The organism is Archangium lipolyticum (assembly GCF_024623785.1).
Classification (GTDB): domain Bacteria; phylum Myxococcota; class Myxococcia; order Myxococcales; family Myxococcaceae; genus Archangium; species Archangium lipolyticum.
Window position 1 is genome coordinate 238,029 of the sequence record NZ_JANKBZ010000015.1, and the last position, 25,539, is coordinate 263,567.

At 70.1% G+C, this 25,539-nt stretch carries 18 protein-coding genes; 8 read left to right on the forward strand and 10 right to left on the reverse strand.

All coding sequences use genetic code 11. The features are described 5' to 3' along the window. Positions 1-159: 159 nt before the first annotated feature. Positions 160-1,617: a phospholipase D-like domain-containing protein gene (locus NR810_RS29495; protein ID WP_257457591.1), complete on the forward strand. Its 1,458-nt coding sequence runs from the start codon at positions 160-162 to the stop codon at positions 1,615-1,617. A gap of 14 nt (positions 1,618-1,631) precedes the next feature. Here the strand turns inward: NR810_RS29495 and NR810_RS29500 are convergent, their stop codons facing one another. Both NR810_RS29500 and NR810_RS29505 read right to left on the reverse strand, forming a co-directional pair. Continuing rightward, complete coding sequence (locus tag NR810_RS29500) at positions 1,632-2,207, reverse strand: DUF2378 family protein (protein WP_257457592.1); 576 nt, start codon at positions 2,205-2,207, stop codon at positions 1,632-1,634. A 140-nt stretch (positions 2,208-2,347) separates the two neighbouring features. After that, positions 2,348-6,709, reverse strand: coding sequence for a DNA topoisomerase 3 (locus NR810_RS29505; protein WP_257457593.1), 4,362 nt, complete (start codon positions 6,707-6,709; stop codon positions 2,348-2,350). A gap of 289 nt (positions 6,710-6,998) precedes the next feature. Between NR810_RS29505 and NR810_RS29510 the strand changes: the two genes are divergently transcribed. Further along, positions 6,999-7,463, forward strand: a complete 465-nt coding sequence (locus tag NR810_RS29510) for a hypothetical protein (RefSeq protein ID WP_257457594.1) — start codon at positions 6,999-7,001, stop codon at positions 7,461-7,463. Positions 7,464-7,645: 182 nt separating this feature from the next. Here the strand turns inward: NR810_RS29510 and NR810_RS29515 are convergent, their stop codons facing one another. The 3 genes from NR810_RS29515 to NR810_RS29525 form a co-directional block, all read right to left on the reverse strand. Next, the gene (locus tag NR810_RS29515) at positions 7,646-8,827 is read right to left on the reverse strand and encodes an SDR family oxidoreductase (protein WP_257457595.1); all 1,182 of its coding nucleotides are present in this window, start codon (positions 8,825-8,827) and stop codon (positions 7,646-7,648) included. A gap of 61 nt (positions 8,828-8,888) precedes the next feature. Then, positions 8,889-10,181 carry an NTP/NDP exchange transporter gene (locus tag NR810_RS29520; RefSeq protein WP_257457597.1) on the reverse strand — a complete coding sequence of 431 codons (1,293 nt, stop codon included), beginning with the start codon at positions 10,179-10,181 and terminating at the stop codon, positions 8,889-8,891. Positions 10,182-10,443: 262 nt separating this feature from the next. Beyond that, positions 10,444-11,739, reverse strand: coding sequence for a pyridoxal phosphate-dependent aminotransferase (locus NR810_RS29525; RefSeq protein ID WP_257457599.1), 1,296 nt, complete (start codon positions 11,737-11,739; stop codon positions 10,444-10,446). A 254-nt stretch (positions 11,740-11,993) separates the two neighbouring features. Here NR810_RS29525 and NR810_RS29530 point away from each other — a divergent pair, with 254 nt between their 5' ends. Both NR810_RS29530 and NR810_RS29535 read left to right on the forward strand, forming a co-directional pair. After that, complete coding sequence (locus NR810_RS29530) at positions 11,994-12,467, forward strand: CHRD domain-containing protein (protein ID WP_257457600.1); 474 nt, start codon at positions 11,994-11,996, stop codon at positions 12,465-12,467. Between the two features lie 139 nt (positions 12,468-12,606). Next, complete coding sequence (locus tag NR810_RS29535; RefSeq protein ID WP_257457601.1) at positions 12,607-13,320, forward strand: AMIN-like domain-containing (lipo)protein; 714 nt, start codon at positions 12,607-12,609, stop codon at positions 13,318-13,320. A gap of 3 nt (positions 13,321-13,323) precedes the next feature. Here the strand turns inward: NR810_RS29535 and NR810_RS29540 are convergent, their stop codons facing one another. Both NR810_RS29540 and NR810_RS29545 read right to left on the reverse strand, forming a co-directional pair. After that, positions 13,324-15,264: a 4-alpha-glucanotransferase gene (locus NR810_RS29540; RefSeq protein ID WP_257457602.1), complete on the reverse strand. Its 1,941-nt coding sequence runs from the start codon at positions 15,262-15,264 to the stop codon at positions 13,324-13,326. Between the two features lie 127 nt (positions 15,265-15,391). Then, positions 15,392-16,189 (reverse strand): hypothetical protein, encoded by a 798-nt coding sequence (locus NR810_RS29545; protein ID WP_257457604.1) that lies wholly within the window; start codon positions 16,187-16,189, stop codon positions 15,392-15,394. Between the two features lie 237 nt (positions 16,190-16,426). On the opposite strand from NR810_RS29545, the gene NR810_RS29550 reads away from it, so the two are divergent. After that, entirely contained in the window at positions 16,427-18,658 is a 2,232-nt protein-coding gene (locus NR810_RS29550; RefSeq protein WP_257457605.1) for a PAS domain-containing sensor histidine kinase, read from the forward strand. Here NR810_RS29550 and NR810_RS29555 read toward each other — a convergent pair. From NR810_RS29555 to NR810_RS29565, 3 genes are read right to left on the reverse strand one after another with little or no spacing between them, the layout of a single operon-like run. Continuing rightward, on the reverse strand, positions 18,642-19,391 hold the full coding sequence (locus NR810_RS29555) for a lysophospholipid acyltransferase family protein (RefSeq protein ID WP_257457607.1): 750 nt from the start codon (positions 19,389-19,391) through the stop codon (positions 18,642-18,644). The two genes, NR810_RS29550 and NR810_RS29555, sit on opposite strands and share 17 nt — an antisense overlap. Positions 19,392-19,448: 57 nt before the next feature. Then, entirely contained in the window at positions 19,449-20,768 is a 1,320-nt protein-coding gene (locus tag NR810_RS29560; protein ID WP_257457609.1) for a PepSY-associated TM helix domain-containing protein, read from the reverse strand. 16 nt (positions 20,769-20,784) lie between these two features. Further along, positions 20,785-21,639 (reverse strand): energy transducer TonB, encoded by an 855-nt coding sequence (locus NR810_RS29565; RefSeq protein WP_257457610.1) that lies wholly within the window; start codon positions 21,637-21,639, stop codon positions 20,785-20,787. A 272-nt stretch (positions 21,640-21,911) separates the two neighbouring features. Between NR810_RS29565 and NR810_RS29570 the strand changes: the two genes are divergently transcribed. The 3 genes from NR810_RS29570 to NR810_RS29580 all read left to right on the forward strand — a co-directional run. Further along, positions 21,912-24,152, forward strand: a complete 2,241-nt coding sequence (locus tag NR810_RS29570) for a TonB-dependent receptor (RefSeq protein ID WP_257457612.1) — start codon at positions 21,912-21,914, stop codon at positions 24,150-24,152. 23 nt (positions 24,153-24,175) lie between these two features. Beyond that, complete coding sequence (locus tag NR810_RS29575) at positions 24,176-24,856, forward strand: Fe2+-dependent dioxygenase (protein ID WP_257457614.1); 681 nt, start codon at positions 24,176-24,178, stop codon at positions 24,854-24,856. Positions 24,857-25,034: 178 nt separating this feature from the next. After that, positions 25,035-25,539 (forward strand): IS4/Tn5 family transposase DNA-binding protein (locus NR810_RS29580; protein ID WP_257457616.1); only part of this gene is annotated, 505 nt, incomplete at its 3' end.

Here is a 25,539-nt window from a genome sequence, read left to right on the forward strand (position 1 = left end):
AGCTCCATGGCCGCAGTATATGCGCGGGGCCTGGGACACCGCCGGGGGCGCCCTGTCTGAAGGATGCTGGACGGAGCCCACTCCCGCGTCGCCGCCGGACTGGGACCGTGCACATACTGACCGCTCGTCCCGGCCCCGACCCGGCCGGGCGGAGGACGGATGACGCTGGAATCGCTGCTCCTGGAGGTCTGGCCCCACGTGGCGGCGGCGTTCGCGGTGGTGGCCAACCTGCTGGCCACCGGGCACGCGGTACTGCGCAAGCGGGACGTGCGCGCGGCGGTGGCCTGGGTGGGGCTGGTGTGGCTGGTTCCGCTGGTGGGAGTGGTGCTGTACCTGCTGCTGGGCATCAACCGCATCCGCCGCCGGGGCCGCTCGCTGGCGCTGCGCCAGGAGCACGGCCAGTTTCCTCCGAGGCCGGAGGTGACGGCGTGCACCCCCGAGGAGCTCGCGGTGGCCATGCTCCCGGCGGCGCACCTGGCCTCGCTGGCCCGGCTGGTGGACGAGGTGGTGCACCACCGGCCCCTGCTGCCGGGCAACCGGCTCGTCCCCTTGGAGGCCGGAGCGGGCGCCTACCCGGCCATGCTGGACGCCATCGAGGCGGCGCGCACCTCCATCTCGCTGTGCAGCTACATCTTCGACAACGACGAGGCGGGCCGGCGCTTCGTGGAGGCCCTGGGGCGCGCGGTGAAGCGCGGGGTGCAGGTGCGGGTGCTCATCGACGCGCTGGGGGCGCGCTACGACTGGCCGCCCATCACCGGGCGCCTGCGCCGGGCGGGGGTGCGGGTGGCGCGCTTCCTCCCCACGCTGCTGATGCCGGCGCGCCTGCCCTTCATGAACCTGCGCAACCACCGCAAGCTGCTGGTGGTGGACGGGCGGGTGGGGTTCACCGGGGGGATGAACATCCGCGAGCACTTCCTGCCCGGCCATGGCGACGCGAGGGACCTGCACTTCCGGGTGGAGGGGCCGGTGGTGGGGCAGTTGCAGGAGACGTTCGCCGAGGACTGGGCCTTCACCACGAAGGAGCGCCTGCAAGGGGAGGCGTGGTTCCCGCCGCTGGAGCCCGTGGGGCCGGTGTTGGCGCGGGGGATTCCGGATGGCCCGGACGAGGACTTCGAGACCCTGCGCTGGACGCTGCTGGGGGCATTGGCGTGCGCGCGCTCCACGGTGCGCATCGTCACGCCCTACTTCATCCCGGACTCGGCGCTCGTCACGGCGCTGAACGTGGCGGCGCTGAGGGGCGTGCGGGTGGACGTGGTGCTACCCGAGCGCCTCAACCTCCCGGTGGTGCAGTGGGCCGCCACCGCGCAGCTGTGGCAGGTGATGCGCCCGAACTGCCGCATCTTCCTCACGGCGCCCCCGTTCGATCACACCAAGCTGATGGTGGTGGACGGGGTGTGGTCGCTGGTGGGCTCGGCGAACTGGGATCCGCGCTCGCTGCGGCTCAACTTCGAGTTCGACGTGGAGTGCTACGATCCGGAGCTCGCCATGCGGCTGGAGGGCCTCATCGAGGAGCGGCTGAAGCGTGCGCGGCAGCTCACCCAGGAGGAGCTGAGCGCCCGGTCCCTGCCCATCCGGCTGCGGGATGGCGTGGCCCGGCTGCTGTCGCCGTACCTGTAGGCGCGCGCGCCGCCTCAGGCGTTGGCCACCCGGGACACGGCCTCCGTCCAGCGGATGTCGAAGGTGCAGCCGGTGGCGTCGAAGGACAGCACTTCCACGTGCACGTCATGAGCGCCGGCCACCTGCTGCGCCCGGAGGATGAGCCCCACCATGAAGGAGGGGTGGTCGCAGAGGACGTCGTTCATCCACAGCTCGACGTGCTGCGGCGAGTGGTCCACCAGCCGCACCTCGCTGAAGTTGTTGCCGCCGCGGAGGTCCTGACTGATGCGCGCCAGCGTCAACCCGAGCCCGAAGGCCGGGGCGAGCCCCGCCACCACGCGCCCCACGAACGTCTGGAGGTAGCCCTCCAGGAAGTGCTCCCCCATCCAGCCATGCGCCTCGGAGGGAGACAGGTCCGGGTAGAGCGCCTCGGAGGCGATGCGCACGAACGTCTTCCACTGCTCCAGGGGGTAGGAGATGGCGAGTGGATGCTCCAGATCCAACCCCGCCTCCAGCAACCGGGCCCGGGCCTCGGAAGACAGGCGCGCCCCCAGACCGCGCACGAAGAGCGCTTCGACGGTCGTGGCGAAGACCTGTTTCTCCAGCGGCATGACGGCCTCCTCGGCTCCTCCAAGGAAAGCGGCTCCAACACAGAGGCGCATCACGCGCCACTACCGAACGATCAGCTTCTCACAAAACAAGACACTTCCGCCAGACCACGGGGGGCGGTGTTGGACCGCGAGCCCACGAGTCAGGAGGGAACACGGCCGACGAGCGCGAGGATGGTGTCGCCGTAGCGCTCGGCCAGCTTGGGGCCCACGCCGTGGATGCGTTGCAGCGCGGCACCATCGCGAGGGCGCGCGGTGGCGATGGCACCGAGCACCTTGTCGGTGAGGATGCGGAAGGCGGGGACGCGCCGTTTGCGTGCCTCGGCGAGCCGCCACGTGCGCAGGGCCTCCACGAGTTGGGGCGAGGCCGTGCTCACACCGAGCGTCGCCCCGCTACGCCTGGAGCGCTCCAACGCCCGTGCCAGGGCCTCGCGGCCGCGAGGCGCCCGAGGCACCTCCACCCGCTCCGCCATGTCACCCTCGAACTCGTAGTCGTACTCGACCTCGGTCCGGGCCGGAGCCGAGCGCTTCCTCCTGCCTCCGGAAGCGGCTGCCTTGCGGCGCGACGTGCGGCGGCTTCCTCCGGCCGCGGAGGACGCCTTGGCCCGCGAGCCCCGGCGCTTGCGCGCGGGAGCCTCGTCCGCAGGCCGTGGCAGTTGTACCTGTCCCGGTGCGGGCTCGCGCGTCCTCCGGCCCTCGGGCGTGAGCGTCACGCGCTGGAAGGTGATGTTCTGCCCGTCCTTCTCGAAGGTGTCCTCGGACAGGCGCACGAGCCCCGCCCGCACCAGTCCCCCGAGCAGCCGCTCGAAATCGCGGCGTGGGAGCGCCTCGCCGAACAGCTCCCGGTGAAGCCGGCCGGTGGCCTGGGCATCGCGCTCGTGGAGCGTCCCGAGGATGCGCGCGAGCGCCTGGGCCTCCGACGCGGAAGGCTCGCCGAAGCGCAGGGTGGCGCACGACTCGGGCGCGCAGACATCGCACAGGCCGCACGCCGCGCCCGTGTCCTGCACGTCACCGAAGTGCTCCACCAGGTGCCGCATCCTGCACCCGTGCGACTCGGCGTAGCGCGCCATGTGCTCCAGCTGCGACTGCTTGTGCTCCCGCTGCGTCGTGTACGCGGCCATCCAGCCCGGCCGCCCGCGCTTCACGGACTCGTCCGGCGTCACCTCCACGCCGCCGTGGATCCACAACTGCTCGAGCGCCTTGTCGAAGACCTCGGACTCCATGCGCACCCGCGCCGACAGCGCCTCCTTGGGCTCCGGCTCCTCGCGCGTGGCGCGGTAGATGCGCTCGAGCACCGAGGGCTCGGGGTAGTCGCGCTGGTGGAAGAACTCGTGCGTGCGCCGGTCGATGAAGGAGTGCAGCAGCACCGCGCGCGAGGGCTTCCCATCCCGGCCCGCGCGCCCCAGCTCCTGGTAGTAGCCCTCCACGCTCGCGGGCAGCGCCGCATGCACCACCGTGCGCACGTCCGCCTTGTCGATGCCCATGCCGAAGGCCGTCGTCGCCACGATGACCTCCAGCCGGCCATTGAGGAACCGCGTCTGCACCTCGTCGCGCTCCGTGGCACTCATGCCCGCGTGGTAGGTGCCCGTGCGGAACTCCGCGCCGAGTTCCTCCGTGTACCGCTCCGCGTGCTTGCGCGTCGCCGCGTAGACGATGGCCGGACGGTGCGCCGGGTCCGCGAGCAGCTCGCGGATGGCGTCGGCGCGCTGGCTCGGATTGAGCTCGCGCACCTCGATGGCGATGTTGGTGCGCCGGAAGCCGTGGATGAAGGTGCGCGCGGGCGCGCTCCCCGTGCCCTTGAGCCCCAGCTGCTGGACGATGTCCCGCTGTACCCCCGGTGTCGCCGTCGCGGTGAGCGCCACGACCGGCGCCGGACGGAGCATCGGCAGCCGGGCCCCCAGCAGCCGGTAGTCCGGGCGGAAGTCGTGCCCCCACTGCGAGATGCAGTGGGCCTCGTCCACCGCCACGAGTGCCGGTGTCCGCCGGGCCAGCAGCTCCACGAAGCCCGGCACCCCCAGCCGCTCGGGCGCGATGAAGAGGAAGTCCAGCCTCCCCTCCAGGTACTCCGCGCACACCTGGCGCGAGGTGGCACGGTCTCGTCCCGAGTGGATACGCTCCGCCGCCAGACCGAGCGACTGGAGCCGCGCCACCTGGTCCTCCATCAGCGCGATGAGTGGGCTGATGACCAGGGTCGTTCCCGCTCGCGCCAGACCCGGCAGCTGGTAGCAGAGGGATTTGCCCGCCCCCGTCGGCATGACCAGCAGCAGGTCCTTGCCCTCCGTCGCCGCACGGCACACCGCCTCCTGGTACGGCCGGAAATCCGAGAAGCCGTACACCTCGTGCAGCAGTCCTCGCAGGGCGTTCGGCGGCGTGGGCTCGCGTGGCTTGCGCTCAGGTCGCGTGTTGGGCGCGACGAGGGTGAGGGACGGGCGCGCGGTGGTGCGCGGGGATTTGGGAAGACCCTCACCCTGACCCTCTCCCAGGGGGAGAGGGGATTCACGCGGAGCCAACCTGGGGGTCCGCGTACCCTCTCCCCGTCCCTCTCCCGGAGGGCGAGGGGTGGTGGGCGGCGGCATCGGCAGATTGGGCGGAACCTTTCCCACCACCTCGATGACGTAGGCCTCGATTCCCTTCAGGAACGAGTCCAGGTCTCCGCTGCCCCGCTCGATGCGCTGCAGCCACGCCTCCCATTGTCCCGTCATCGCCGGGCTCTTCACGTCCGGATGCACCACCCGGATGAGCGCGATCCCCTTCTCCGTCGCCTCGAACGACTTGCCCCTCCTCACCAGATAGCCACGGTCCAGCAGGGTCTCGATGATCGCCGCGCGCGTGGCCGGTGTCCCCAGCCCCGACTCCCTCATCGCGTCCGCCAGCTCCTTGTCGTCCAGCGTCCGCCCCGCCGTCTCCATCGCCGTCAGCAGGCTCGCGTCCGTGAGCCGGGGCGGCGGCCGCGTCCGCTTCGTCACCGGCTTCACCTCGCGCACCGAGCGCGCCTGCCCCTTCGCCAGCCCCGATGGCAACTCCTGCTCGTCCTCGGGCTCCTCCGCCTCCCCCTCCCCCTCCTTCTTCCCCGCCTCCCGAGGCTTCGGCGCCTTCTGCCCTCCTCCCACGTCCAGCACCTTCCAGCCCTGGCGCTCCACCATCGTGCCCGTGCTCTGGAAGCGGTCCACCACCCCGGACGCGTCCTTCGCCGTGACCGCCGTGATGACCGTCGTCACCGACCAGACGAAGTCCTCGTGCCACGCCGCCAGCAGCCGGCGGCAGACGAGCTCGTAGATGCGCCGCTCCTCCTGCGACAGCCTCGCGCCCTCCGGCGAGGTCGCCGTGGGGATGATGGCGTGGTGGTCCGTCACCTTCGCGTCGTCCACGAAGCGCCGCCCCAGCGGGCGCTGTCCCGTGCCCGGCGCGAGCAGCGCCTCCCAGGGCGCGCGGATGGCGTTCACCACGTCCGGCAACGTCTCGGCAATCTGCTTCGACAGGTGCCGGCTGGAGGTACGCGGGTAGCTCAGCAGCTTGTGCTTCTCGTACAGCGCCTGCGCCAGCTCCAGGGTGCGCTGGGCGCTGTAGCCATACAGCCGGTTGGCGTGGCGCTGGAGCTCCGTCAAATCGTAGAGCAGCGGCGGCGCCATCCGCTTCGTCTCGGCGGTGACGGACTCCACGGCGGCGTGGCCCGCCTTCACCCGCTCGACGATGCGCCCGGCCTCCTCGCCATCCGCGGACAGACGCCGCGCCTCGCGCGCGTCCCACTCCTTCTCCTTCCCCGGCTCGGCGGGACGGAACCAGGTGCCTTGATATTGCCCCTGCGGTCCCTCGGGACCCGCCGGACCGAACGTGGCCAGAATCTCCAGGTAGTCCTTCGGGACGAAATCGCGGATGGCCAGCTCGCGCTCCACCACCATGGCCAGCGTGGGCGTCTGCACCCGCCCCACCGACAGCGTGTCCCCGCCCGCCAGCGTGTACAGGCGCGACAGGTTCATCCCCACCAGCCAGTCCGCCCGGCTGCGCCCCTTCGCCGCGTCCGCCAGCGGCTCGTAGTCGCGCCCCGGCTTCAGCAAGCGGAAGCCCTCCCGGATGGCCCCCTCCGTCAGCGACGACACCCAGAGCCGCCGCACCGGCTTGCGGCACCCGGCGGCCTCGTAGATGTAACGGAAGATGAGCTCGCCCTCGCGCCCGGCGTCCGTGGCGCACACCACGGTGTCCACCTCGGGCGCGTTCATCACCCGGCGCACCACCTTGAACTGGCTCGCCGTCTTCTCCTCCACCACCAGCGGCCACTCGCGCGGCAGCATCGGCAGCAGCTCGCGCTGCCAGCGCTTCCACTCCGGCCGCATCTCATGCGGCTGTGCCAGTCCCACCAGGTGCCCGATGGCCCACGTCACCACGTAGCCGTTGCCCCGGTAGCACCCCTCGCCCTGCTCGCGAGCCCCCAGCGCCCGCGCGATGTCGCGCGCCATGGATGGCTTCTCCGCCACCACGGCCATCACGCCCCGTCCTCCGTCACCCATGTTCATCCCACCTCATCGCGTCCGGCCCCGACCCTTACCGCGTCCGTCGGGTCTGGCCATCCCCCTACATACACCACCCCTGCAAGGTCGTTCAGGTATTCAACTTACATACCCGCTGGGCGGGCGAGCGGGCAGGGGGCGCGGATTCCCGGCACTCCCGCCCAGGCCCGCATCGCGTGGCGCTCATACGCAAGCGGTTGGCGTCCGAGAGGAAAACTCCCGATCGCACTTTGGCCATTATCCGCCCGTCGCCAACGCGCTCACGGGCACGCCACGGGGGGAGGAGCCCATGCATATGAGGTTGGAGAACGGGATGAAGGTGTCGGGTCATCAGGGCCACGGGAAGCGGTTCGAGGGTCAGGCGGTCGGGGTGGTCCTGCATGTGGGGGGGGAGCAGAGCGCGTCGGTGGTGAGACCTCTGGCCCGGCCGTCGTACATGGCCGGGCAGTTCGAGCGCGATGGGGGCAACCGACTGGAGGTGCCGCCGTTGGCGTCCTTCGCGGGGGCGAAGCGGACCCAATGGGCGGTGCTGACGGAGGCCAAGGTGCTGGCGGGACTGCGCGAGGTGGTCACGGGGGTGACGTGCCTCGCATCGGTCCGGCCGATGTCGCCGCGGCTGACGGTGGCCCCCATCGTGCTCGCCAGAGGGGGGGGATTCAGCCCGGGCCGGGTTTCCCGGAGCGGGCTGGTGGAGTCGGCGCACAGCCACGACGTCGACGCGGTGGAGGACGAGGGGGGAATCTACAGCTGGTAGGACGTTCTGCTTTTGCGCCTCCCTGGTGCACCGGGGGGCCAGCCAGGTGCTCCCGTGGGGGCGGGACACCAGGGCTGACGACTCATCGACTCCTGCCCCGTAGAGGGGGAGGGCAGTGAGGTCGAAGTCGGAGTGATGGGGGGTGCCTCGCTTTGAAACGAGGCATCCCCCATGTTTTTTTGTCACGGGCTCGCGTGGGACGTGCCGGTGTGCTGCTGGTGCCAGGCGGCGAGCACCTCGCGCTCGCGCTCCGGGGTGAGGCCGGCCCGCTTCGCCAGCCCCGCCTGCCGTTCCGGGGGCAGCCCGTTGAACCAGGCCAGCGTGTCACGCGCCGTGTCCACCACCGGGCGGAACTTCAGTCCGCGCGCCACCGCCCGCGCGTTGCTGACGCTGCTCATACCCGCCATCTCGCCCGCGGGCGGCAACCAGACGGGCATGTCCATCCAGGGCTTCACGTTCTGCTTCTCCAGGAAGCCGGCATCGGCCCAGGTGAAGGTGGCGTCGCTGTTGCTGGCCTTCTTGCAGGCCTCCAGCAGCTCCCTCATGGTGAGCGGCTTCGCCGGGCCGGTGGCGTTGAAGGTGCCGATGTCCCGGTTCTCGACGGCGAGGAGCGCGAACTCGGCCAGGTCCCTCACGTCGATGAACTGCACCGGATCCGCGCCGTTGGCGCCAGGGGCGAGCACCTCGCCACCGCGCGCCACGCGCACCGGCCAGTAGGTGAAACGCTGGGTGGGGTCGTCCGGGCCCACGATGAGGCCAGGGCGGATGATGGTGGTGCGCCCGGGGAAGGCAGCCTCGGCCGCCTTCTCGCTGAGCGCCTTGAGGGCGCCGTAGTTCTCGCTGACGTTCTCGTCGGTGGGGTCCGCCACCGTGGCCAGCGGCGAGTCCTCGTCCATGCCCGGCCGGGGCAGCTCCTTGTAGACGGAGATGGTGGAGATGAAGACGTAGTGGCCCACGTTGGGCGCCAGCAGCTCCGCCGAGGCGCGCACGATGCGGGGCACGTAGCCGGAGGTGTCGATGACGGCATCCCAGCTCCCGCCCTCGAGCGCCTTCAGGCCCTCGCCCACCTTCGGGTCCCTGTCCCCGTGCAGCTTCTCCACGTCCGGGAAGAGCTGGGGCCGCGTCTTGCCGCGGTTGAAGAGGGTGACGCTGTGGCCCCGCGCGCGCGCCGCCTCCACCAGCTGGGGCCCGAGGAACCCCGTCCCCCCGAGAATCAGGATGCGCTTGCGCCCGGTGCTCGGCACGGGCGCCTTCGCGGGGCTCTCCCGGTTGGCGGTGGAGGCGGAGGTGGAGGCACAACCCACGGCCCAGAGCGAGCCGAACGCGGCCGCACCCTTCAAAAACCCTCTGCGAGACAACTTCATGCGGACTACCCCCTCTTGATGTGAACGTGCGAAGCGCGGCCTTGTCTCGAGGCCGCGAAGCTCAGCGAGCCGCGTCCGCGGTGGGAGCCAACCCGGAGGCTCCGGCCGAGGGCGTGGAGAAGCGCTGCTGCAGCCGGGCGAGCCACAGGGACACCGCGAGCCACAGGCCCGCGAAGGGCACCGCGGTCAGCGCCAGTCCCGCCGCGCCCATCCCCAACGAGTCGAGGCCCGTGTACAGCCACGAGCTCACCGAGTCGCTCCCCCGGTACACCACCGTGTCGATGAAGCCCTTGGATTTGTACTTCGTCTCGCGGTCCACGCTGGTGAAGAGCACCTCACGGCCGGGGCGCTCGAAGGCGTAGTGCGAGGCGTTGCGCAGCGACTTGAAGCCGATGAGCACTCCCATCGTGGGCAGCGCCGCCAGCCCGAGGAAGCCGAGCCCGGTGAGCAACGGCGCCACCGCCAGCGCCACGCCCAGGCCGAAGCGCGTCATGAGCCGCCCCGTCACCAACACCTGCAACACGAGCGTGAGGGCCTGCACCCAGAACTCGATGCCCGCGAAGGCGGCCGTGCGCGCGTTCGTGCCCGAGGCCAGCCTGTCCACGATGTGGGCCTGCTGGTTGTAGAGGAAGGTGGAGGTGGCGGCGTAGAGCAATATCTGCAACCCCAGCCCCAGCAGCAGCGGCGAGGAGAACAGCAGCCGCAATCCCGCGAAGATTCCGCCGCCCACCGGCGTCTCCGCGACGGCCGCCCGCGGCTGCAGGGTGGAGGCCCGGCGCGACAGCCGCCGCACGCATTGCGCGCTGACCTCCAGCATCACCGCCGTGAAGAGCATCAGGTTCGTCGCCCCCAGCGGCTCGGCCAGGAGACTCACCAGGAAGGGACCCACCAACATCCCCACCGTGCCCCCCGCGGCGATGAAGCCGAAGAGCCTCCGGCCCTGCTCGCTCTCGAACAGGTCCGCCATGAAGCTCCAGAAGACGGAGACCACGAAGAGGTTGTAGACGCTCACCCAGACGAAGAAGGCGCGCGCCACGTGGTCGCCCCCCACGCCCAGCTTCAGCACTCCGAAGAAGCCCAACAGGTTGAGCAGGAAGAAACGGTAGACCAGCGGTATCACCCGCTGCCGCGGCCAGCGCGACACCAGCGCCGAGAACGCCGGCACCGCCACCAGCATCACCACGAAGGTCGCCGTGAAGAGCCACGACACGTTCTTCACGCCCTTCGCCGTCGCCATCTCGTCCCGCAGCGGCTTGAGGATGGCGTAGCCGCACATCAGCGTGAAGAAGTACACGAAGGACAGCAGGACCGCTCCCACCTCCTCGTCCTTCACGTTCACGAATCGCTTGAGCATGAGTGCCGGTGCCATCCCCGTGGGCCCTCGGACGGGGTTGGCTCCCCTCCGAGCGTGCCGCCACCAACCGCGACACCCCGGTACTATTCCCAATGCTGATGGGGCACACCAGCCAGCGCTCTGGAACCGGGGCGCTCCGTGACTTCTCGTGAAGCGCTCCCGGTCCGCGGGTACGTGGGGGTGGACCCGGTACCCTCACCCCGACCCTCTCCCGGAGGGAGAGGGAGGGGCTGGCCGGAGCTGGGACTGGGGCTGGGGGGGTCTACTTGCCCGTCACCTGGCGCAACACCGCCTCCACCCTCGGCAGCGCCGCCTTGATCTCCTCCACCGATACGGCTCCCACCGACAGACGGAACCAGCCCGTGTCCTCCTTCAGACCGAACGCCTGGAAGGGCACCAGCGCGAACCCCGCCTTTTCCAGCAGCAGCTTGCGGATCTCATCGTTCGTCTTGAGCCCCGCCTTGCCGATCAGATCGAACTGCACCGACAGGTAGATGGCCCCCTGCGGTGCGATGGAGCGCACCGGCAGCCCCGCCTCCCGCATCGCCGCGAAGCCCTGGTGCAGCGCCACCAGCCGCTCGTCCACCCGCTTCCGCATCCCCTCCAGGTAGCTCGTCGTGGCCGGCACGTCATCCAGGAAGCGCGCCACCGCCACCTGCTCCGCCTTCGGCGCCCACGCTCCCACGTGCCCCAACACGTCCTTCATCCGCGAGATGATCGACGGCGGCCCCAGCGACCAGCCCACGCGCACGCCCGTGGCCGCGAACGCCTTCGAGATTCCATCCACGAACACCGTGTACGCCGCCATCTCCGGCACCAGCTCCAGCGGCGTCACGTGCTTCGTCTGCCCGAACGACAGCGTCCAGTAGATCTGGTCGTACATCACGATGAGCGGCTTGCGCCCCTGCGCCTCGCGCTTGCGGTTCTCCTCCACCACCCGCTGCCCGATGTCCTTCAGGATGTCGGGAGAAATCATCGTGCCCGTGGGGTTGAGCGGGCTGCAAAGGCATAGCAGACGCGCCTCCGGCAGGTGCGGCGCAAGTTGCTCCACCGTGGGCATGAAGCCGTGGGCAGGATCCGTCACCACCGTCACGTGCTTCGCCCCCACCATGTGCGCGTAGTGGTTGTTGTTCCACGAGGGCACCGGGTAGACGACCGTGTCGCCCGGATCCATCACCGCGCGGAAGACGCCGTAGATGACCGGCCGGGCGCCCGCCGCGATGAGCACGCTCTCCATCGGATACTTCAGGCCCAGCGCGCGCTCGTAGAAGCGCAGCACCGCCTGCCGGAGCGTCAGCACGCCATCCGAGGGCGGGTAGTTCGTCTCGCCCGCCTTCAAGGCCGCGGCGATGCCCTCCCCCAGCGCGGCGGGGATGGGGAACTCCTTGGGGCTGAAGTCTCCCACGGTGAGGTTGCACACCTGTTTGCCCTGGGCCACCAGCTCGCGAATCTCTCCGGCGATGCGGAGGATTTCGCTGCCAACGAGGCCTCGCACCATCGTGCCAACGGTGTCGTCCCGTCGAGCAGGGCCAAGCAGGGAGGTGAGATCAAGAGCCATGGGGGGGTTCACTCCTGGGGGGGATAACGAGTCCAGGCGAACCATATACGCGGCGAAGTACGTCACAAGCGGTCCGTGGGATTTTCCACTCCTCCCCGCATGCTCGGTTTCCGAACGCCTGACTGCCCGCTACCGGGCAATTCCTTCCACCTCCAATCGATGCAGGCGCGGAAGTCCTCTACACACGGAGGGACACCGGGGCTCCCGGCCCATTCCGGGCACGCAGGGCCCTGGTGGACAGACAGGAGAACCCGATGCACGCGCGTAACACGAACCGCTGGGCGGCGCTGACGTTGGTGGGGGCCGGGCTGCTGGCACTGGCCGGCTGCGGAAGTGACAAGTACGTGGCGACCGCTCAGCTCACGGGCGCCAACGAGGCTCCCAACCCGGTGACGACCAACGGCGCCGGCACCGCCACCGCCACGCTCGACGGCGACACGCTCACCGTCACCGGCGGCTTCAACGGGCTGGGAAGCGACCTGTTCGAGGTATCCGGCAGCCCGGCCCACGTCCACAGGGGGGCCACGGGCACGGCCGGTCCCGTCGTCTTCCCCCTCGTCATCACCAGCACCGACAAGCGCAACGGCACCTTCACCGCGACCAAGGAGCTCAGCGATGACGAGCAGGAGGAGTTCAAGAACGGGCTCTACTACGTGAACGTCCACACGGCCGCCAACCAGACCGGGGAGATCCGCGGTCAGTTCGTGCCGCTCCGGCAGGACGACTGACATGCCCCACCCGCGGAGCCGGCATCCTTCCGGCTCCGCTCCCTCCTCCGGGAGGCGATCGCACTGGCACTCGGGCGCCGCTCGTGCCACATGGGGCGCCGATCCGGCCCGGCTCACACGGGCCACCAGGAGGACGACGATGAAGGTGATTGGACGCTGGATGCCGGCACTGGGGCTCGCGGCCTGCCTCGCGACGGCGGGCTGCAAGAAGGAAGAGCCGGCCGCCGCACGCCCCGAGCCCACTCCCCCCGCCGAGCCCGCCCCATCCGGGACGGCGGCCCCAGCGAACACGCCCCCTCCCCCCGAGCCCGCCGCTCCCGCCGAGCAGAGCGCCGGTGCCGGGACGGGCGCCCCCGAGGATGCCGGTACCGCCCCCGCCCCCACGGGCGCACAGGCCGGCCAGCCCGAGGAGCCGAAGAACCGCGAGTGGACCGCGGGCCTCGTGGACATCAAGCGCTCCAACCAGAAGCCGGTGACGCTGCGCGAGGTGCGCACGGCCCGCAACGAGGGCTTCGATCGCGTCGTGTTCCAGTTCGATGGCGACCAGTTGCCCGGCTACCACCTCGAGTACGTCGACAAGCCCGTCATCAAGTGCGGCTCCGGAGACCCCACCGAACTGGCCGGCCAGGGCTGGCTTCAGGTGCGCATCCAGCCGGCCCAGGCTCACGCGGACGGCAAGGCCACCGTGACCGAGCGCGAGCGCAAGCCCGCCCTTCCCCTCCTCGCCGAGTTGGAGCTGACGTGTGACTTCGAGGGCGAGGTCACCTGGGTGCTCGGCGTGCAGCGCCCCAACAAGTACCGGGTGCTGGAGCTGCACGGACCCACGCGCCTCGTGGTGGACGTGCAGCACTGAGCGTCAGCCGAGTTGCAGCTCCGCGGCCAGCCGCTCCAGGGCCGCGATGAGCCCCCGGTGCCGCGCCCGGGCCTCCTCACCGCCCGCGCGCAGCGCCAGGGCCAGCGCCTTTGGCAGGTTCAGCGCCTCGTCGTTCTCGAGCTTCTCCGCGTACCCGTGCCGGTAGTCGTTGGGCACGCGGAGGCTCCAGTTCTCCTCGCTCACCGTGCCGGGCGCGTTGTACGTCTCCTTCATCCCCAGCAGGTCCGGGAAGAACACCATCACGTTCTCCGCCCGGCTGGCGAAGAGGTCCGCGAACTTCGCCTGCACCAGCATCCCCGGCTCCTGCACCAGCCGCCGCGCGAAGTCCTCGCGCCCCTCCTCCTCCGGGTGGAGCCTCCACGCCAGGTACTCCGCCTGCGCCCGCGCCTCGCCCGCCTGCCTCCATCGGTCCGCCAGCGCCCAGATGGGCTTCGTGTCGTGGTTGCCCACCATGATCCAATCCTGGGGCACCGCGTTCTCGCTCCGGTACACGTCCTTCGGATTCGTCAGGTCCGCCTTCTGCGTCACCCGGAAGCGCCCCAGCCCGTACTGCTCCATCACCCGCCGCAGCGGATGGGGCATGGTGCTCAACACCTCGCACAGCAGGTCCGACACCTGCCGCCCATGGGCTCGCGCCGCCGCGATGATGGCGTCGAAGAGTGCGCTGTAGCGGCGCACCTGCTCGGCGTTCAGCTCGCGCACCCAGCCATCCGCGTACCGGGGCACCGAGCGGTCCAGCTGCTCCGGCGACACCAGGGCCCAGCGCGCCAGCCGCGGATGGTCCGGCAGATCCGGCGAGGCGAAGAGCCGCGCTCCGTTCTGCACCGCCCGCAGCGAGTCCAGCTCTCCGGACCGGTACACCCACGGGCACACCAGCCCGTGCGGATGGTCGATGCGCAGCCCGTCGTACTCGGACAGCATCTTGTCCACCCGCGAGCCCATGAAATGCAGCACCGGGCCCGCGGTTCCTCCAGGCGCGTGGTACTGCTCCGGATCCAACACCGGGTAGTTCCACGGCTGCCCCTCGGGGTTGGTGCGGCTCGGCGGCGCGCCCATCAGGTACGAGCCCACGAAGAGCCCCTGGTACGCCCATCCGTCCCGAGGCGAGAAACCAATCTGCAGGTCCCCGAACAGCTTCAGGCCCCACGCCGCCGTCCGCTCCCGTAGCGCCGCGTGCTGCGAGTGCACGAGGAACTGCCGGAAGGCATAGGCCTCCACCTGCCCGGCGTACTTCGACAGCAGCACCTGCCGGCGCGTGGTGAACGCCGCCTCCTCACCAGGGCGAGGGCTCCACAGGCGCCGGTCCCACTCGCTCGACCACTCCTTCCAGTAGGGGCGCCCGTGCTCCGTGCAGAGCGCGTCGTAGAGCGCGTCCCGCTCCAGCCACCCCTGGTGCCCCCGCCGGAAGGTCTCGAAGTGCTCGGCGAGCCAGGCGATCGCACTGCCGGGCACGGCGCGGGCCCTCTTGTGCTGGAAGGCCTCCCACACTTCGTCCAGCGCCTCGTTCTGGGCCCGGAAGGCGTAGCGGTGCTTCACCCTCGGCTCGTTCCCGGGCCGGGCCGCGACGAGCGCCTGCACGCGCTCGGGGCGCAGCAGCCCCCCCCAGGTCTCCTCGTGCGTGAGCGACGCGAGCGCCACGTTCAGCACGTTGCGCGAGAAGAGCGTCCCGTCATACGGCGAGGGGTTGTCCTCCGACGTCTGCCCCTGCGGACCGAGCTGGATGCCATTGAAGCCCAGCTCCCGCGCGAACTCGAGGAAGCGCAGCCCTCCCCCCGAGTACGGCGAGCCGCGGCCGAGGTCCTCGTCCGGAATGCTCGGGAAGCTCGGGTCGTGGATGCTCAACACCAGATTGCGCACGTTCAGCGCGGCCAGGGCCGCCGTCACGTGGCGCCGGTAGTCTTCGGGCAGGGTTGCGCGGGGCATGGAGACGACTCGAAGGAGAGGGGCCCACCCTAGGAGATAGCAGCCGGGTCGTGAACCCCTTCCCCATCACGGCTGGCCGTTTCCTGGGCAGGCACTGACAGATTGGCTACCGGGTTGACGAGGGGCCTCAGCCGTTCTCCGCGGAGGCTCCGCCCTCACCCTCCGCGCAATCCACCTTCCGCAGCAGCTTCTTCACCTGCTTCGTCACCACCGCGCCCCGCTGCACCGAGAAGTGCCAGGTGCGCGAGTACACCTCGGCGCGTGGTTGCGTGTCGCACGTCGGGTGTGTCAGCACCTCCTCCAACAGCACCTCGCCCCGCCCCAGCCGCAGACCCTTCACCTCCGACTCCGCCTCGTCCTCCGGCGGCTCGATGACGCTGGACTCGACGTCATCCTTCTTCAGCAGCGCGAGGATCATCAGCCAGCTCCGCTGCTCGCGCGGCCCCTCCTCCCCCTCGTACTGAAAGGTGGTCGCCATCAGGGTTCCACCCGCGACCCGCATCTGCGTGCTCTTCCCGAAGGACCAGCCCGGCAGCAGCGACGGACACGCCAGCGCCTCCCGCTCCTCCCACAACACCCGGCGCGAGTACGAGCGCGGCTCCAACGCCTGGAACACCTTCGCCACCGCCTCCCCCTCCCGCGCCTCGCACACGCCCAGGGCCACGAAGAAGTAGCCGGGCCGCAACCCGGGCAGGTCCGTGCCGTCGATGATGCGCGGATAGCCGGGCCCCGCCTCCACCACACGCGCCCAGTCCACCGAGCGCTCCCGGTAGGACTCCACGAAGGACTCCGCCTCCTCGCGCGTGCGGCCTCCTCCCCAGACCACCATCACCCGTTCCCGGATGGAGCCGGGCAACGGCAGCTCCGGCTGGGCCCGGACGGAGAACGACGTCAGCAGGACGAGAACCCCGAGCAGTAGACGCATGGTGCCGCGCAAGATGGCACGGCTTCGGGGTCCCTCCTAGATGCCTGCCTGGCCGCTCCCCTGGCGGCCACTCCCCGCTCGTCCCCGGGCATCCACCCCCCTCCCCTCGGGGTTCCCCTCCACGCGTCCCGGGCTCCCACCAGTGAACACTGCCGGGCTGGGTGGATGGACGTCCCCCACTTCCATTGGAAGGGTGGAGGCCCTCGGGAGACAGTCTTCTTCGATCTGGAGTCCCTGATGAGTACGCTGGCCCCCCCTCCCTCGATCCCTTCCCTTCCGCCAGCTTCGCCTGGCGAGGGGCTGTCGGCGGAGATGCTGGCCCTGCTCTTCGAACGCGGCCGCCCTCTGGTGGAGGCCCTCTTCGCGCAGGTGAACGACGGCGTCACCGTCCAGGCCCCCGACCTCTCCCTGCGCTTCATCAATCCCGCCGGGGTACGCATCCTCGGTGCCACGTCCGAGGAGGAGGCCCTGCGCCTGGGCGGTGCCTCGGTGTTCGCCCGCTATGAGCTGCTCGATGCCTCGGGCAAACGGCTGAACCCCGAGTCGCTGCCCGGCCGGCAGGTGCTGCGGGGCCAGCACGTCACCGAGAGCGTGCTGCGCTTCCGCGACAGACACACGGGCCAGGAGCTGTGGTACCGCGTCTCCTCGGCCCCCGTGCGCGACGAGCGGGGCCAGGTGGTGTACGCCGTCAACGTCTTCCGGGACATCACCGAGATGATGCGCACCCAGGAGCGGCTGAGCCTGCTGGCCGAGACGGGGGAGCTGTTCGCCGCCTCACTCGACCTGGACAGCACGCTGACCGCCACCGCGCGTCTCCTGGTGCCGCGTCTGGCGGACTGGTGCGCCGTGGAGCTCGTGGAAGGATCCTGCCCTTCACGGCAGGTGGCCGCCATCCACTCGGACCCCGCCAAGGTGGAGCTGGCCCAGCGGATGCGCGAGCTCTACCCCTCGGACCCCCGCGCCCATGGCGGCACCGCCTACGTGATGCGCACGGGCCTCTCGTCGCACGCGCCCAACATCACCGATGAGATGATGGTGGCCGTGGCGAAGGACGCGGAGCACCTGCGCATGATTCGCGAGCTGGGCCTGCGCTCCCTCATCATCGTGCCCCTCAACGCCCGGGGCCGGACGTTGGGCACGCTCTCGGTGGCCACGGCGGAGTCGGAGCGGCGGTTGGGGACCGATGAGCTGCAACTGGTGGAGGAGCTGGCCCGCCGGGCCGCGCTCGCGGTGGACAATGCCCGCCTCTACGCCGAGGCGAAGCGCGCCCAGGCCCGCCACGAGGTGGCGCTCGAGGCCGGACGCATGGGCGCCTGGGAGTGGAACATCCAGGCCGGGAAGGTGACCTGGGCGCCCACCCTGGAGCGCATCCACGGCATCCCCGAGGGCAGCTTCAACGGCACCTTCGAGGCCTACCAGAGCGACATGCACCCGGAGGACCGGGAGCGGGTGCTCACCAGCATCCAACGGGTGGTGGCCGGACAGGAACCGGAGCACCACGTGAAGTACCGCATCATCCTCCCGGATGGGCGGGTGCGCTGGGTGGAGGCGCACGGCCGCCTCACCCTCGACGACAAGGGCCGCCCCGCGCGCCTGACGGGCGTATGCACCGACATCACCGAGAAGCTCGCCATGGAGGAGGACGCGCGCCGGCTGGTGCGCGAGCAGGCCGCGCGCGCCGAGGCCGAGCGCGCCCGCCAACACACCGCCGAGCTGCTGGAGGACCTGAAGAAGACCCAGGCCGAGCTCGCCCTGCGCGCTCAGGAGCTGGCCCGCTCCAACGCGGACCTGGAGCAGTTCGCCTACGTGGCCTCGCATGACCTGCAGGAGCCGCTGCGCATGGTGGCCAGCTACGTGCAGCTCCTGTCGCGGCGCTACAAGGGCAAGCTCGATGCCGACGCGGACGAGTTCATCCACTACGCGGTGGACGGCGCCAACCGCATGCAGGCGCTCATCAACGACCTGCTGGCCTACTCACGCGTGGGCACACGGGGCAAGGAGCCGCACCCCGTGTCCCTGGAGAAGTGCGCCGCTCGCGCCCTGTCCTACCTGCGCCTCGCCCAGGAGGAGACGGGCGCGGAGCTGACGGTGGAGCCGCTCCCCTGGGTGAAGGGCGACGAGACACAGCTCGTCCAGCTCCTGCAGAACCTGGTGGGCAACGCGCTGAAGTTCCGCGGCGACAAGCCCCCGCGCATCCGCGTGTCCGCCACGCGCCAGGACGACACCGTCACCGTCTCCGTGGAGGACAACGGCATCGGCATCGAGCCCCAGTACTACGAGCGCATCTTCGCCATCTTCCAGCGGCTGCACGGCAAGGAGGAGTACCCGGGCACGGGCATCGGCCTGTCCATCTGCAAGAAGATCGTCGAGCGCCACGGCGGCCGCATCTGGGTGGAGTCCACTCCGGGCCAGGGCAGCACGTTCCGCTTCACGCTCGCCGCCGCGCGGCCCCCTACCCCGTCGGCCTGAGCTCGCGCTCCGGCGCACGCCCGGCGAGCGCCTCCACGTACAGCTCCCGCACCCGGCCGGCCAGCTCCACCGAGTCCGGGATGAACGACTCGGGGGGCAGCGGCGGCAACACGCGCACCCGGATGGAGGCACGCGGGCTCAGCCACGGGCCATCGCCCTCCACGAGCTGCGGAGTGCCCTCGATGAGCACCGGCACCACCGGCACGTGCTCCTCCAGCGCAAGCTGGAAGGCCCCGCGCTTGAAGCGCAGCAGCTCCCCCTGAGAGTAGGTGCCCTCGGGGAAGATGAGCACCGGCATGCCCCGGCGCAGCCACCGGCGGCACGGCTCGAGCATCTGCTCCATGGAGGAGGTCTTCCCGCGCGTGACGGCCACGTAGCCCAGAAGGCTCATCATCCACCCCACGATGGGGATGGAGAACAGGGACGACTTGGCCACGAACTTGTACGGATGGAACAGGCCCATGGCCGCGAGGATGTCCGCCATGGACTGGTGGTTGGCCACCAGCACGCACGGGCCCTCGGGCAACAACTCCCGCCCCTCCACGCGCGTGCGCCAACCCGGCGACACGTGCAGCCACAACCCGAAGCACCAACGGCAGATCAGCGCGTGCAGCCACCGCCGGTCCGGATCCACCGGGTAGGCCACGAGGAACAGCACCAGCCCCAGGGTGAAGAGCACCGGGGCGGTGACGAGGAAGACGAGCCAGAACCAGAGGGTGACGGCGTATTTCATGACGGGGGCGCCGGGCGGAGAGATCTCACGCGCGGCGGCCCCACGTCCACCTCTTCGCTATCCGACGACCTCGCTCTCCGCACTACCCGACGGCTCGGCTCCCGTGGAGGAAGCCGCGGGCTTGCGGCGAGGGAAGAACCGTCTCCAGGACAGCGAGAAGCCCGTCCAGACGAGCAGCACTCCGCCCAGCGAGGCGATGGCCGCGAGGAGCTGGCCGCCCCAGCCGAGGGCCTCGCCGGTGTGCAGGAAGCGCATCCACGTGCGCATCTGACGGCCAGGGGTGTAGTCCGCGAAGCCCTCCCGGCGCAGCACCTCGCCGGTGAAGGGATCGAACACGAGCTGCGCCGAGGCGAAGAGCGGCCAGGCGCCCTGCTCACGGATGGCGAAGGTGACCGGCTGCGGACCCTTGGCGCGCGCCTCGTTCCCACCGGGGCCACCGCCCCGCTGCGGGCCCTGCTCTCCCCGAGGCCCTTGCGCGCCCTGGGCACCCTGCGCCCCCTGAGGCCCCGGGGGCCGGCCACCACCGCCACCACCGCCGAGGCGCAACGTCACGCTCTCATGGGCCGGCACCTGCTGCTGGGCCCTGGCCAGGAGGGCATCGAAGCCGAGCGGCTTCGCGCCGGCGGGCGGCTCCGGCACCGTGACCGAGGGCGGAGCGGCCGGGCCCTGGGCGGCCGGGGGCTTCTCCCCCGCGAGCGTGAAGATGAGATTCGAGGCCCAGCGGTAGGAGATGACCATGCCCGAGGCCGTCAGGATGACGAGGACGGGCAGGGACCAGAAGCCGATCACGTTGTGCCAGTTCCAGTCGCGCGCCTTGCCCCGGACATCGCGCCTGAACCACAGCGAGGGCCGGACCGTCCGCCACGTCCACTTGCGGGGCCACCACAGATAGAGGCCCGAGATGGCCAGGAACAGGAAGGCGGCGTTGCACGCCCCGGTGATGGCCTTACCCACGGGGGTGTTGTCACCCTTGGCACCGAGCCACCGGTGCCACTCCTCCATCACATGGAAGAACCCGCGCCAGCCTCCGTCGCCCGCGGGGAGCACCTCCCCGGAGTAGGGATTCACGTAGGCCACGCCCGTACGTCCGAGGCTCACCATCACGGTCGAGCCCGGCTCCGGATACACCGTCACCCCCGAGGGCTGTGCCTCCGGCCGGGCGGCGCGCACCCGGGCCACCAGCTCGTCCACCGGCAGGCGGGGCGCGTCCGGCGTGGGCGGTTGCACCCGACGCACCTCGCTCTCGGCCCAGGCGAGGATCTGCGGCTTGAAGGCGATCGCCGCTCCCGTGAAGGACATGATCGCGATCACGACGCCAGCGATGACGCCCGACACGAGGTGCAACCAGAAGAGGATGTTGCGGAAGGTTCGACTCATGGAGCGCAGCGGGCCTTCACTTCAGGGAGAACTGCAAAGGAACATCGATGACGACCCGCACCGGCCGGCCCTGGCGACCGAGCGCCGGGGTGAAGCGCCACCGGTTGACGGCGGAGATGGCCGCCGCGTCGAGCTCGGGAACGGAGCGGATCACACGCGTGTGCTCCTCCTCGACGAGCCCATCGGTGCCGATGATGATCCGCACCAGCACCACCCCCTCGATGCCCTCGGAACGGGCCCGCCGGGGATACTGAGGAGTCACCTGCTTCAGCACCTCGGGACGGCGTGACACCTGCTTCACGTCGAGGGCCGTCCCTCCCGTCGCCCCCAACACGCTCCCCTCCACCCCGTCCAGGGCACCGCCCACGATTCCCGCGACGACGCCCCCGACACCCGACAGGCCCACCTCCGCACAGGAGGCCTCCTCCGAGACCTCGGGCTGCGCCACCGCCTCCTCCACCACGGGCGCCGGCTCCACGGGAGCGGGGGCCACCTCGGGAAGACGCGAGGGCTGGGGAGGCACGAGGGCCGGACGCGGGGCGGGCACGCGCGCCGGACGCGCCACCCGCTCCTGCCGTGCCACACGGGCACCCGCGGCGGCCCGAGGCGGCGCGGGGGCGAGGAACACCAACTCCGGCTCCTCCGGCCGCGCGGGCGCCTCGGAAGGAGCGCGCAGGGCCGACAGCCCCACGAAGGCCGCCGCCCCGGTGTGCACCAGTACGGTGACCAGGACCGCCCAGCCCCACCTTCCCCACCCCTTCCCACCACCCGTCTCCCCCATGCGGAACAGCCTTCTGGCGGGCTCCACCTGGGACGGCGCGAGCCCGGATGATCCGACCTCGGAGGGTTCGACCGCACCCGCCAACGCCATGACATCTCCTCGTACCGTGGGGCTGAAATTGAGAATCGTTCTCATTTTCGCCCCATGGCGTATCGCAACATGCGCAGACCCGTCAACCCAGAGCAGGGAGCGGTTCCTTATGCGTCCATGAGAATAACATTCTTGCCCCATGAGAGAGCATCTGAATATGAGAATCACATTCAAAAAGAATCCCGAGTTGGCCGCGTGAAGCGGTCGCCGGGTCCGCGCGCGATCGCGCGAGCCGGTCCTTTCCAGCGAGGACCGACTGGAGACAGCACGCCATGACATCCCCCAAGCACGGCAAGGCAGGCATCCGCTCGACGAAGGGCCATCCGGGAGGAGTGCGCGGCGCACTGCGTCCCTGGAGTCAGGCCGCGGTTGGCCTGGCATCGGCCCTGGCCGCCAGCGGCGCGGTCGCCCAGGAGACGGCGGGCGCGGAGCCGCGGAAGCCGGCCGAGGACCACTACGTGCTGCCGACGGTCCAGGTGGTGGGGGAGTCGGAGGCGGAGAGCTACAACACCCAGGAGAGCAGCCTGACGCGGCTGCCCAAGCCGCTCGTGGACACGCCGCAGACCGTCACGGTGGTGCCCGAGAAGCTCATCGAGGAGCAGAACGCGACGACGGTGCGCGATGCGCTGCGCAACGTGTCCGGCATCACGATCAGCGCGGGCGAGGGCGGCCGCCAGGGTGACAACTTCATCCTCCGCGGCTTCTCGGCGCAGACGGACGTGAGCCGTGACGGCGTGAGGGATCTGGGCTGGTACACGCGCGACACCTTCAACATCGGCGGGGTCGAGGTCTTCTTCGGACCCTCCTCCGTCCTCTTCGGGCGTGGCTCGACGGGAGGTGCGATCAACCTGGCCACGAAGAAGCCGGTCAAGCGCTCCTTCCAGGAGCTGAGCCTGACCGGAGGCACGGCGCCCTGGGGCCGCGTGGAGGTGGACGTCAACCAGGTCATCACCGACAGCATCCAGGTGCGCGTCAACGGCACGGGACAGCTCTCCAAGGTGGCGGGCCGGGACCTGGCCGAGCAGAACCGCGCCGGCTTCGCCCCCTCCATCCGCTTCGAGCTGAGCAAGAACACCACCCTCGACGTCGACTACCTCTACCAGCGCGAGGACAGCTTCCCGGACTACGGCCATCCTTACTTCAATGGCTACCCGGTCTCGGTCACGCTCGGCGTTCCGCGCAGCGCCATCTATGGTGTGCAGGGCTCGGACACCGAGCGGGTGAATGCCCACATCGGGACCGCGCGGTTCCAGCACCGGTTCGGCAACGGCCTGACGCTGACGGACACCCTGCGCTACGGCGGAGTGGACCGGTTCTCCCGGCCCACGTCTCCGCGCGGGCTCGCCCCCACCGACGCCCCGACGACGATCGGCCGCGAGCGCTACCAGACCGATACGGACAACACCAACCTCATCAACCAGGTGGATGTGCGCGGGGAGTTCCAGACCGCGTTCCTCAAGCACACCGCGAACGCCGGGCTCGAGCTGGCCTGGGAGACGAGGGATCAGCTCCGCTTCAACCTCACCGCGACCGATCTGACCACCGGGCCAAACCTCCCCGCCGACCTGTTCGACCCGGTTCCCTCGCCCGACCTGTCCCCCGTCAACAAGGTCTTCTCCACCTCCAACCAGACCGATCAGCGCACGGTGGGCGTCTACGCGTCGGATCAGATCGAGCTCACCCGGTTCCTCGAGGTGCTCGGCTCCGTCCGCTTCGACTCCTTCAAGACGAAGTACTCCTCGGTGAACAACGCGAACGTCACCACCCGGTTGGAGAACACCGACACGTTCTTCAACTGGCGCGCCGGCCTCGTCTTCCACCCCCTGGAGAAGACGAGCCTCTACGCCATGTACGGCACCTCCGCCAATCCCTCGGCGGAAGCCGGCACGCTGCCCACCGGCACCGAGAGCCTCGAGCCGGAGAAGAACAACATCTTCGAGGTGGGCGCCAAGGCGGACCTGCTCGACGAGCGCCTGGGCCTGAGCGCGGCCTTCTTCCGCCTCGACAAGACGAACGCGCGCGTGCCGAACACCGACCCCAACGGGCCTCCGCAGATCCTCGCGGGCCAGCAGCGCGTGGAGGGCTTCAACTTCGGCGCGGGCGGCCTCATCCTCGAGCGCTGGCGGCTGATCGCCAACTACACCTTCATGGACTCGGAGATCCGCGAGCACACCAACGAGTACCTGAAGGGCCAGCAGCTGCCGAACACGCCCAAGCACAGCATCTCGCTGTGGACGACCGTGGAGGTCATCGACAAGCTCACGCTCGGCGGCGGCGCCGTCTACCAGGACGTGACGGTCGTCAACAACCCGACCTCCGCCGCGCAGGCCCTCAACAAGGTGCCCAACTTCTGGCGCTTCGATGCCTTCGCCAGCTACGCCGTGGGCCCCGTCCAGCTCCAGCTCAACGTGAACAACCTCACCAATGAGCTGTACTACGCGCAGTACTACAGTGGGCAGGCCGTTCCCGCCGAGACCCGCTCGGCCAGCTTGACCGGTAGGGTGCGCTTCTAACTCCTCGCGGTGAGGACGTTCCCATGATGCTCCACATCCCCAACGTCCTCACCCCCGAGCAGGTGGCCCGCTGCCGCCAGGCCTTCGACCAGGCCTCCTGGGAAGACGGCCGCGTCACCGCGGGCCACCAGTCCGCTCAGGTGAAGCAGAACCTGCAGCTTCCGGAGAACAGCCCCCAGGCCCGGGAGCTCGGGGACATGGTGCTCGCGGGGCTCGAGCGCAGCCCCCTGTTCATCTCGGCCGTGCTGCCCCAGCGGGTGTTTCCCCCGCTCTTCAACCGCTACGACTCGAGCATGTCCTTCGGCTCGCACGTCGACAACGCCATCCGCCCCATCCCCGGCACCCCGCTGCGCATCCGCACCGATGTGTCGGCCACGCTCTTCCTGTCCGACCCGGACAGCTATGACGGCGGAGAGCTCGTCGTGGAGGACACCTACGGCAGCCACGCCGTGAAGCTGCCGGCGGGAGACCTCATCATCTATCCGGCCACGAGCCTGCACCATGTCACCCCCGTGACCCGCGGAGTGAGGCTCGCCTCGTTCTTCTGGGTGCAGAGCATGGTGCGTGATGTGAGTCAGCGCGCGCTGCTGTTCGACCTCGACACCGCCATCATGCAGCTCAACCAGGAGGTGCCCAGGAGCCCCTCCCTGGTCATGCTGACGGGCGTCTACCACAACCTGCTCCGGCAGTGGGCCGAGCCTTGAGGGTGTCCCCTCTCCCTCTGGGAGAGGGCCAGGGTGAGGGTCTTCACGCCGCACCGTGGTCAACCCGGGCGACGACCCTCACCCCCCGCCCTCTCCCAGAGCTGAGCATTAGCCACATTTGGCCAACCGGGGGAATGGTGCGCCGCATTCCATGACTTATAGAGTCATGAGGAAGGAGATGACGGCAGCAGTAGCTTCGCTGTGGGCGCATGAGGAGTTTGGGCAGGCGCAGCTCGGGGACGAGAGACGCACGCAGCGGCTGGTCGACATGGCGGCGCAGGCGGTGCAGAAGCCGGCGGGCAAGTTGACGCAGGTGTGGGAGCAAGGGCCAGGGAGACAGGGGGCGTACCGGCTGCTGGAGAATGAAGAGGTAGAGGCCGGGGACATGACGAGCGCGGCAGTGGAGGCGGCATTCGGGCGTGCCAGGGGGCCGCTGGTACTGGCCGCGACGGACGGTTGCTCACTGAATGTGCTGGCGGCGCGCAACAAGCAGCTGTCCAAGGGTTTTGGCCCGGTGGGCACGGACAAGAGCAAGGCCAGGGGACTGGAGGTGGTGAGCGCGCTGCTGCTGAGCGACAAGGGGGTGCCGCTGGGAATAGGAGGCCAGCGCTACTGGGGGCGTCAGCACAGCAGCGAGCAGCCCGCGGACAAACGCTCCTTGGAGGACAAGGAGACGCGCTACA

Bases quoted from the DNA above. Each gene is read 5' to 3' on its own strand.
- NR810_RS29495 (WP_257457591.1), top strand. From the start codon at position 160: ATGACGCTGGAATCGCTGCTCCTGGAGGTCTGGCCCCACGTGGCGGCG.
- NR810_RS29500 (WP_257457592.1), bottom strand. From the start codon at position 2,207: ATGCCGCTGGAGAAACAGGTCTTCGCCACGACCGTCGAAGCGCTCTTC.
- NR810_RS29505 (WP_257457593.1), bottom strand. From the start codon at position 6,709: ATGGGTGACGGAGGACGGGGCGTGATGGCCGTGGTGGCGGAGAAGCCA.
- NR810_RS29510 (WP_257457594.1), top strand. From the start codon at position 6,999: ATGCATATGAGGTTGGAGAACGGGATGAAGGTGTCGGGTCATCAGGGC.
- NR810_RS29515 (WP_257457595.1), bottom strand. From the start codon at position 8,827: ATGAAGTTGTCTCGCAGAGGGTTTTTGAAGGGTGCGGCCGCGTTCGGC.
- NR810_RS29520 (WP_257457597.1), bottom strand. From the start codon at position 10,181: ATGCTCAAGCGATTCGTGAACGTGAAGGACGAGGAGGTGGGAGCGGTC.
- NR810_RS29525 (WP_257457599.1), bottom strand. From the start codon at position 11,739: ATGGCTCTTGATCTCACCTCCCTGCTTGGCCCTGCTCGACGGGACGAC.
- NR810_RS29530 (WP_257457600.1), top strand. From the start codon at position 11,994: ATGCACGCGCGTAACACGAACCGCTGGGCGGCGCTGACGTTGGTGGGG.
- NR810_RS29535 (WP_257457601.1), top strand. From the start codon at position 12,607: ATGAAGGTGATTGGACGCTGGATGCCGGCACTGGGGCTCGCGGCCTGC.
- NR810_RS29540 (WP_257457602.1), bottom strand. From the start codon at position 15,264: ATGCCCCGCGCAACCCTGCCCGAAGACTACCGGCGCCACGTGACGGCG.
- NR810_RS29545 (WP_257457604.1), bottom strand. From the start codon at position 16,189: ATGCGTCTACTGCTCGGGGTTCTCGTCCTGCTGACGTCGTTCTCCGTC.
- NR810_RS29550 (WP_257457605.1), top strand. From the start codon at position 16,427: ATGAGTACGCTGGCCCCCCCTCCCTCGATCCCTTCCCTTCCGCCAGCT.
- NR810_RS29555 (WP_257457607.1), bottom strand. From the start codon at position 19,391: ATGAAATACGCCGTCACCCTCTGGTTCTGGCTCGTCTTCCTCGTCACC.
- NR810_RS29560 (WP_257457609.1), bottom strand. From the start codon at position 20,768: ATGAGTCGAACCTTCCGCAACATCCTCTTCTGGTTGCACCTCGTGTCG.
- NR810_RS29565 (WP_257457610.1), bottom strand. From the start codon at position 21,639: ATGGCGTTGGCGGGTGCGGTCGAACCCTCCGAGGTCGGATCATCCGGG.
- NR810_RS29570 (WP_257457612.1), top strand. From the start codon at position 21,912: ATGACATCCCCCAAGCACGGCAAGGCAGGCATCCGCTCGACGAAGGGC.
- NR810_RS29575 (WP_257457614.1), top strand. From the start codon at position 24,176: ATGATGCTCCACATCCCCAACGTCCTCACCCCCGAGCAGGTGGCCCGC.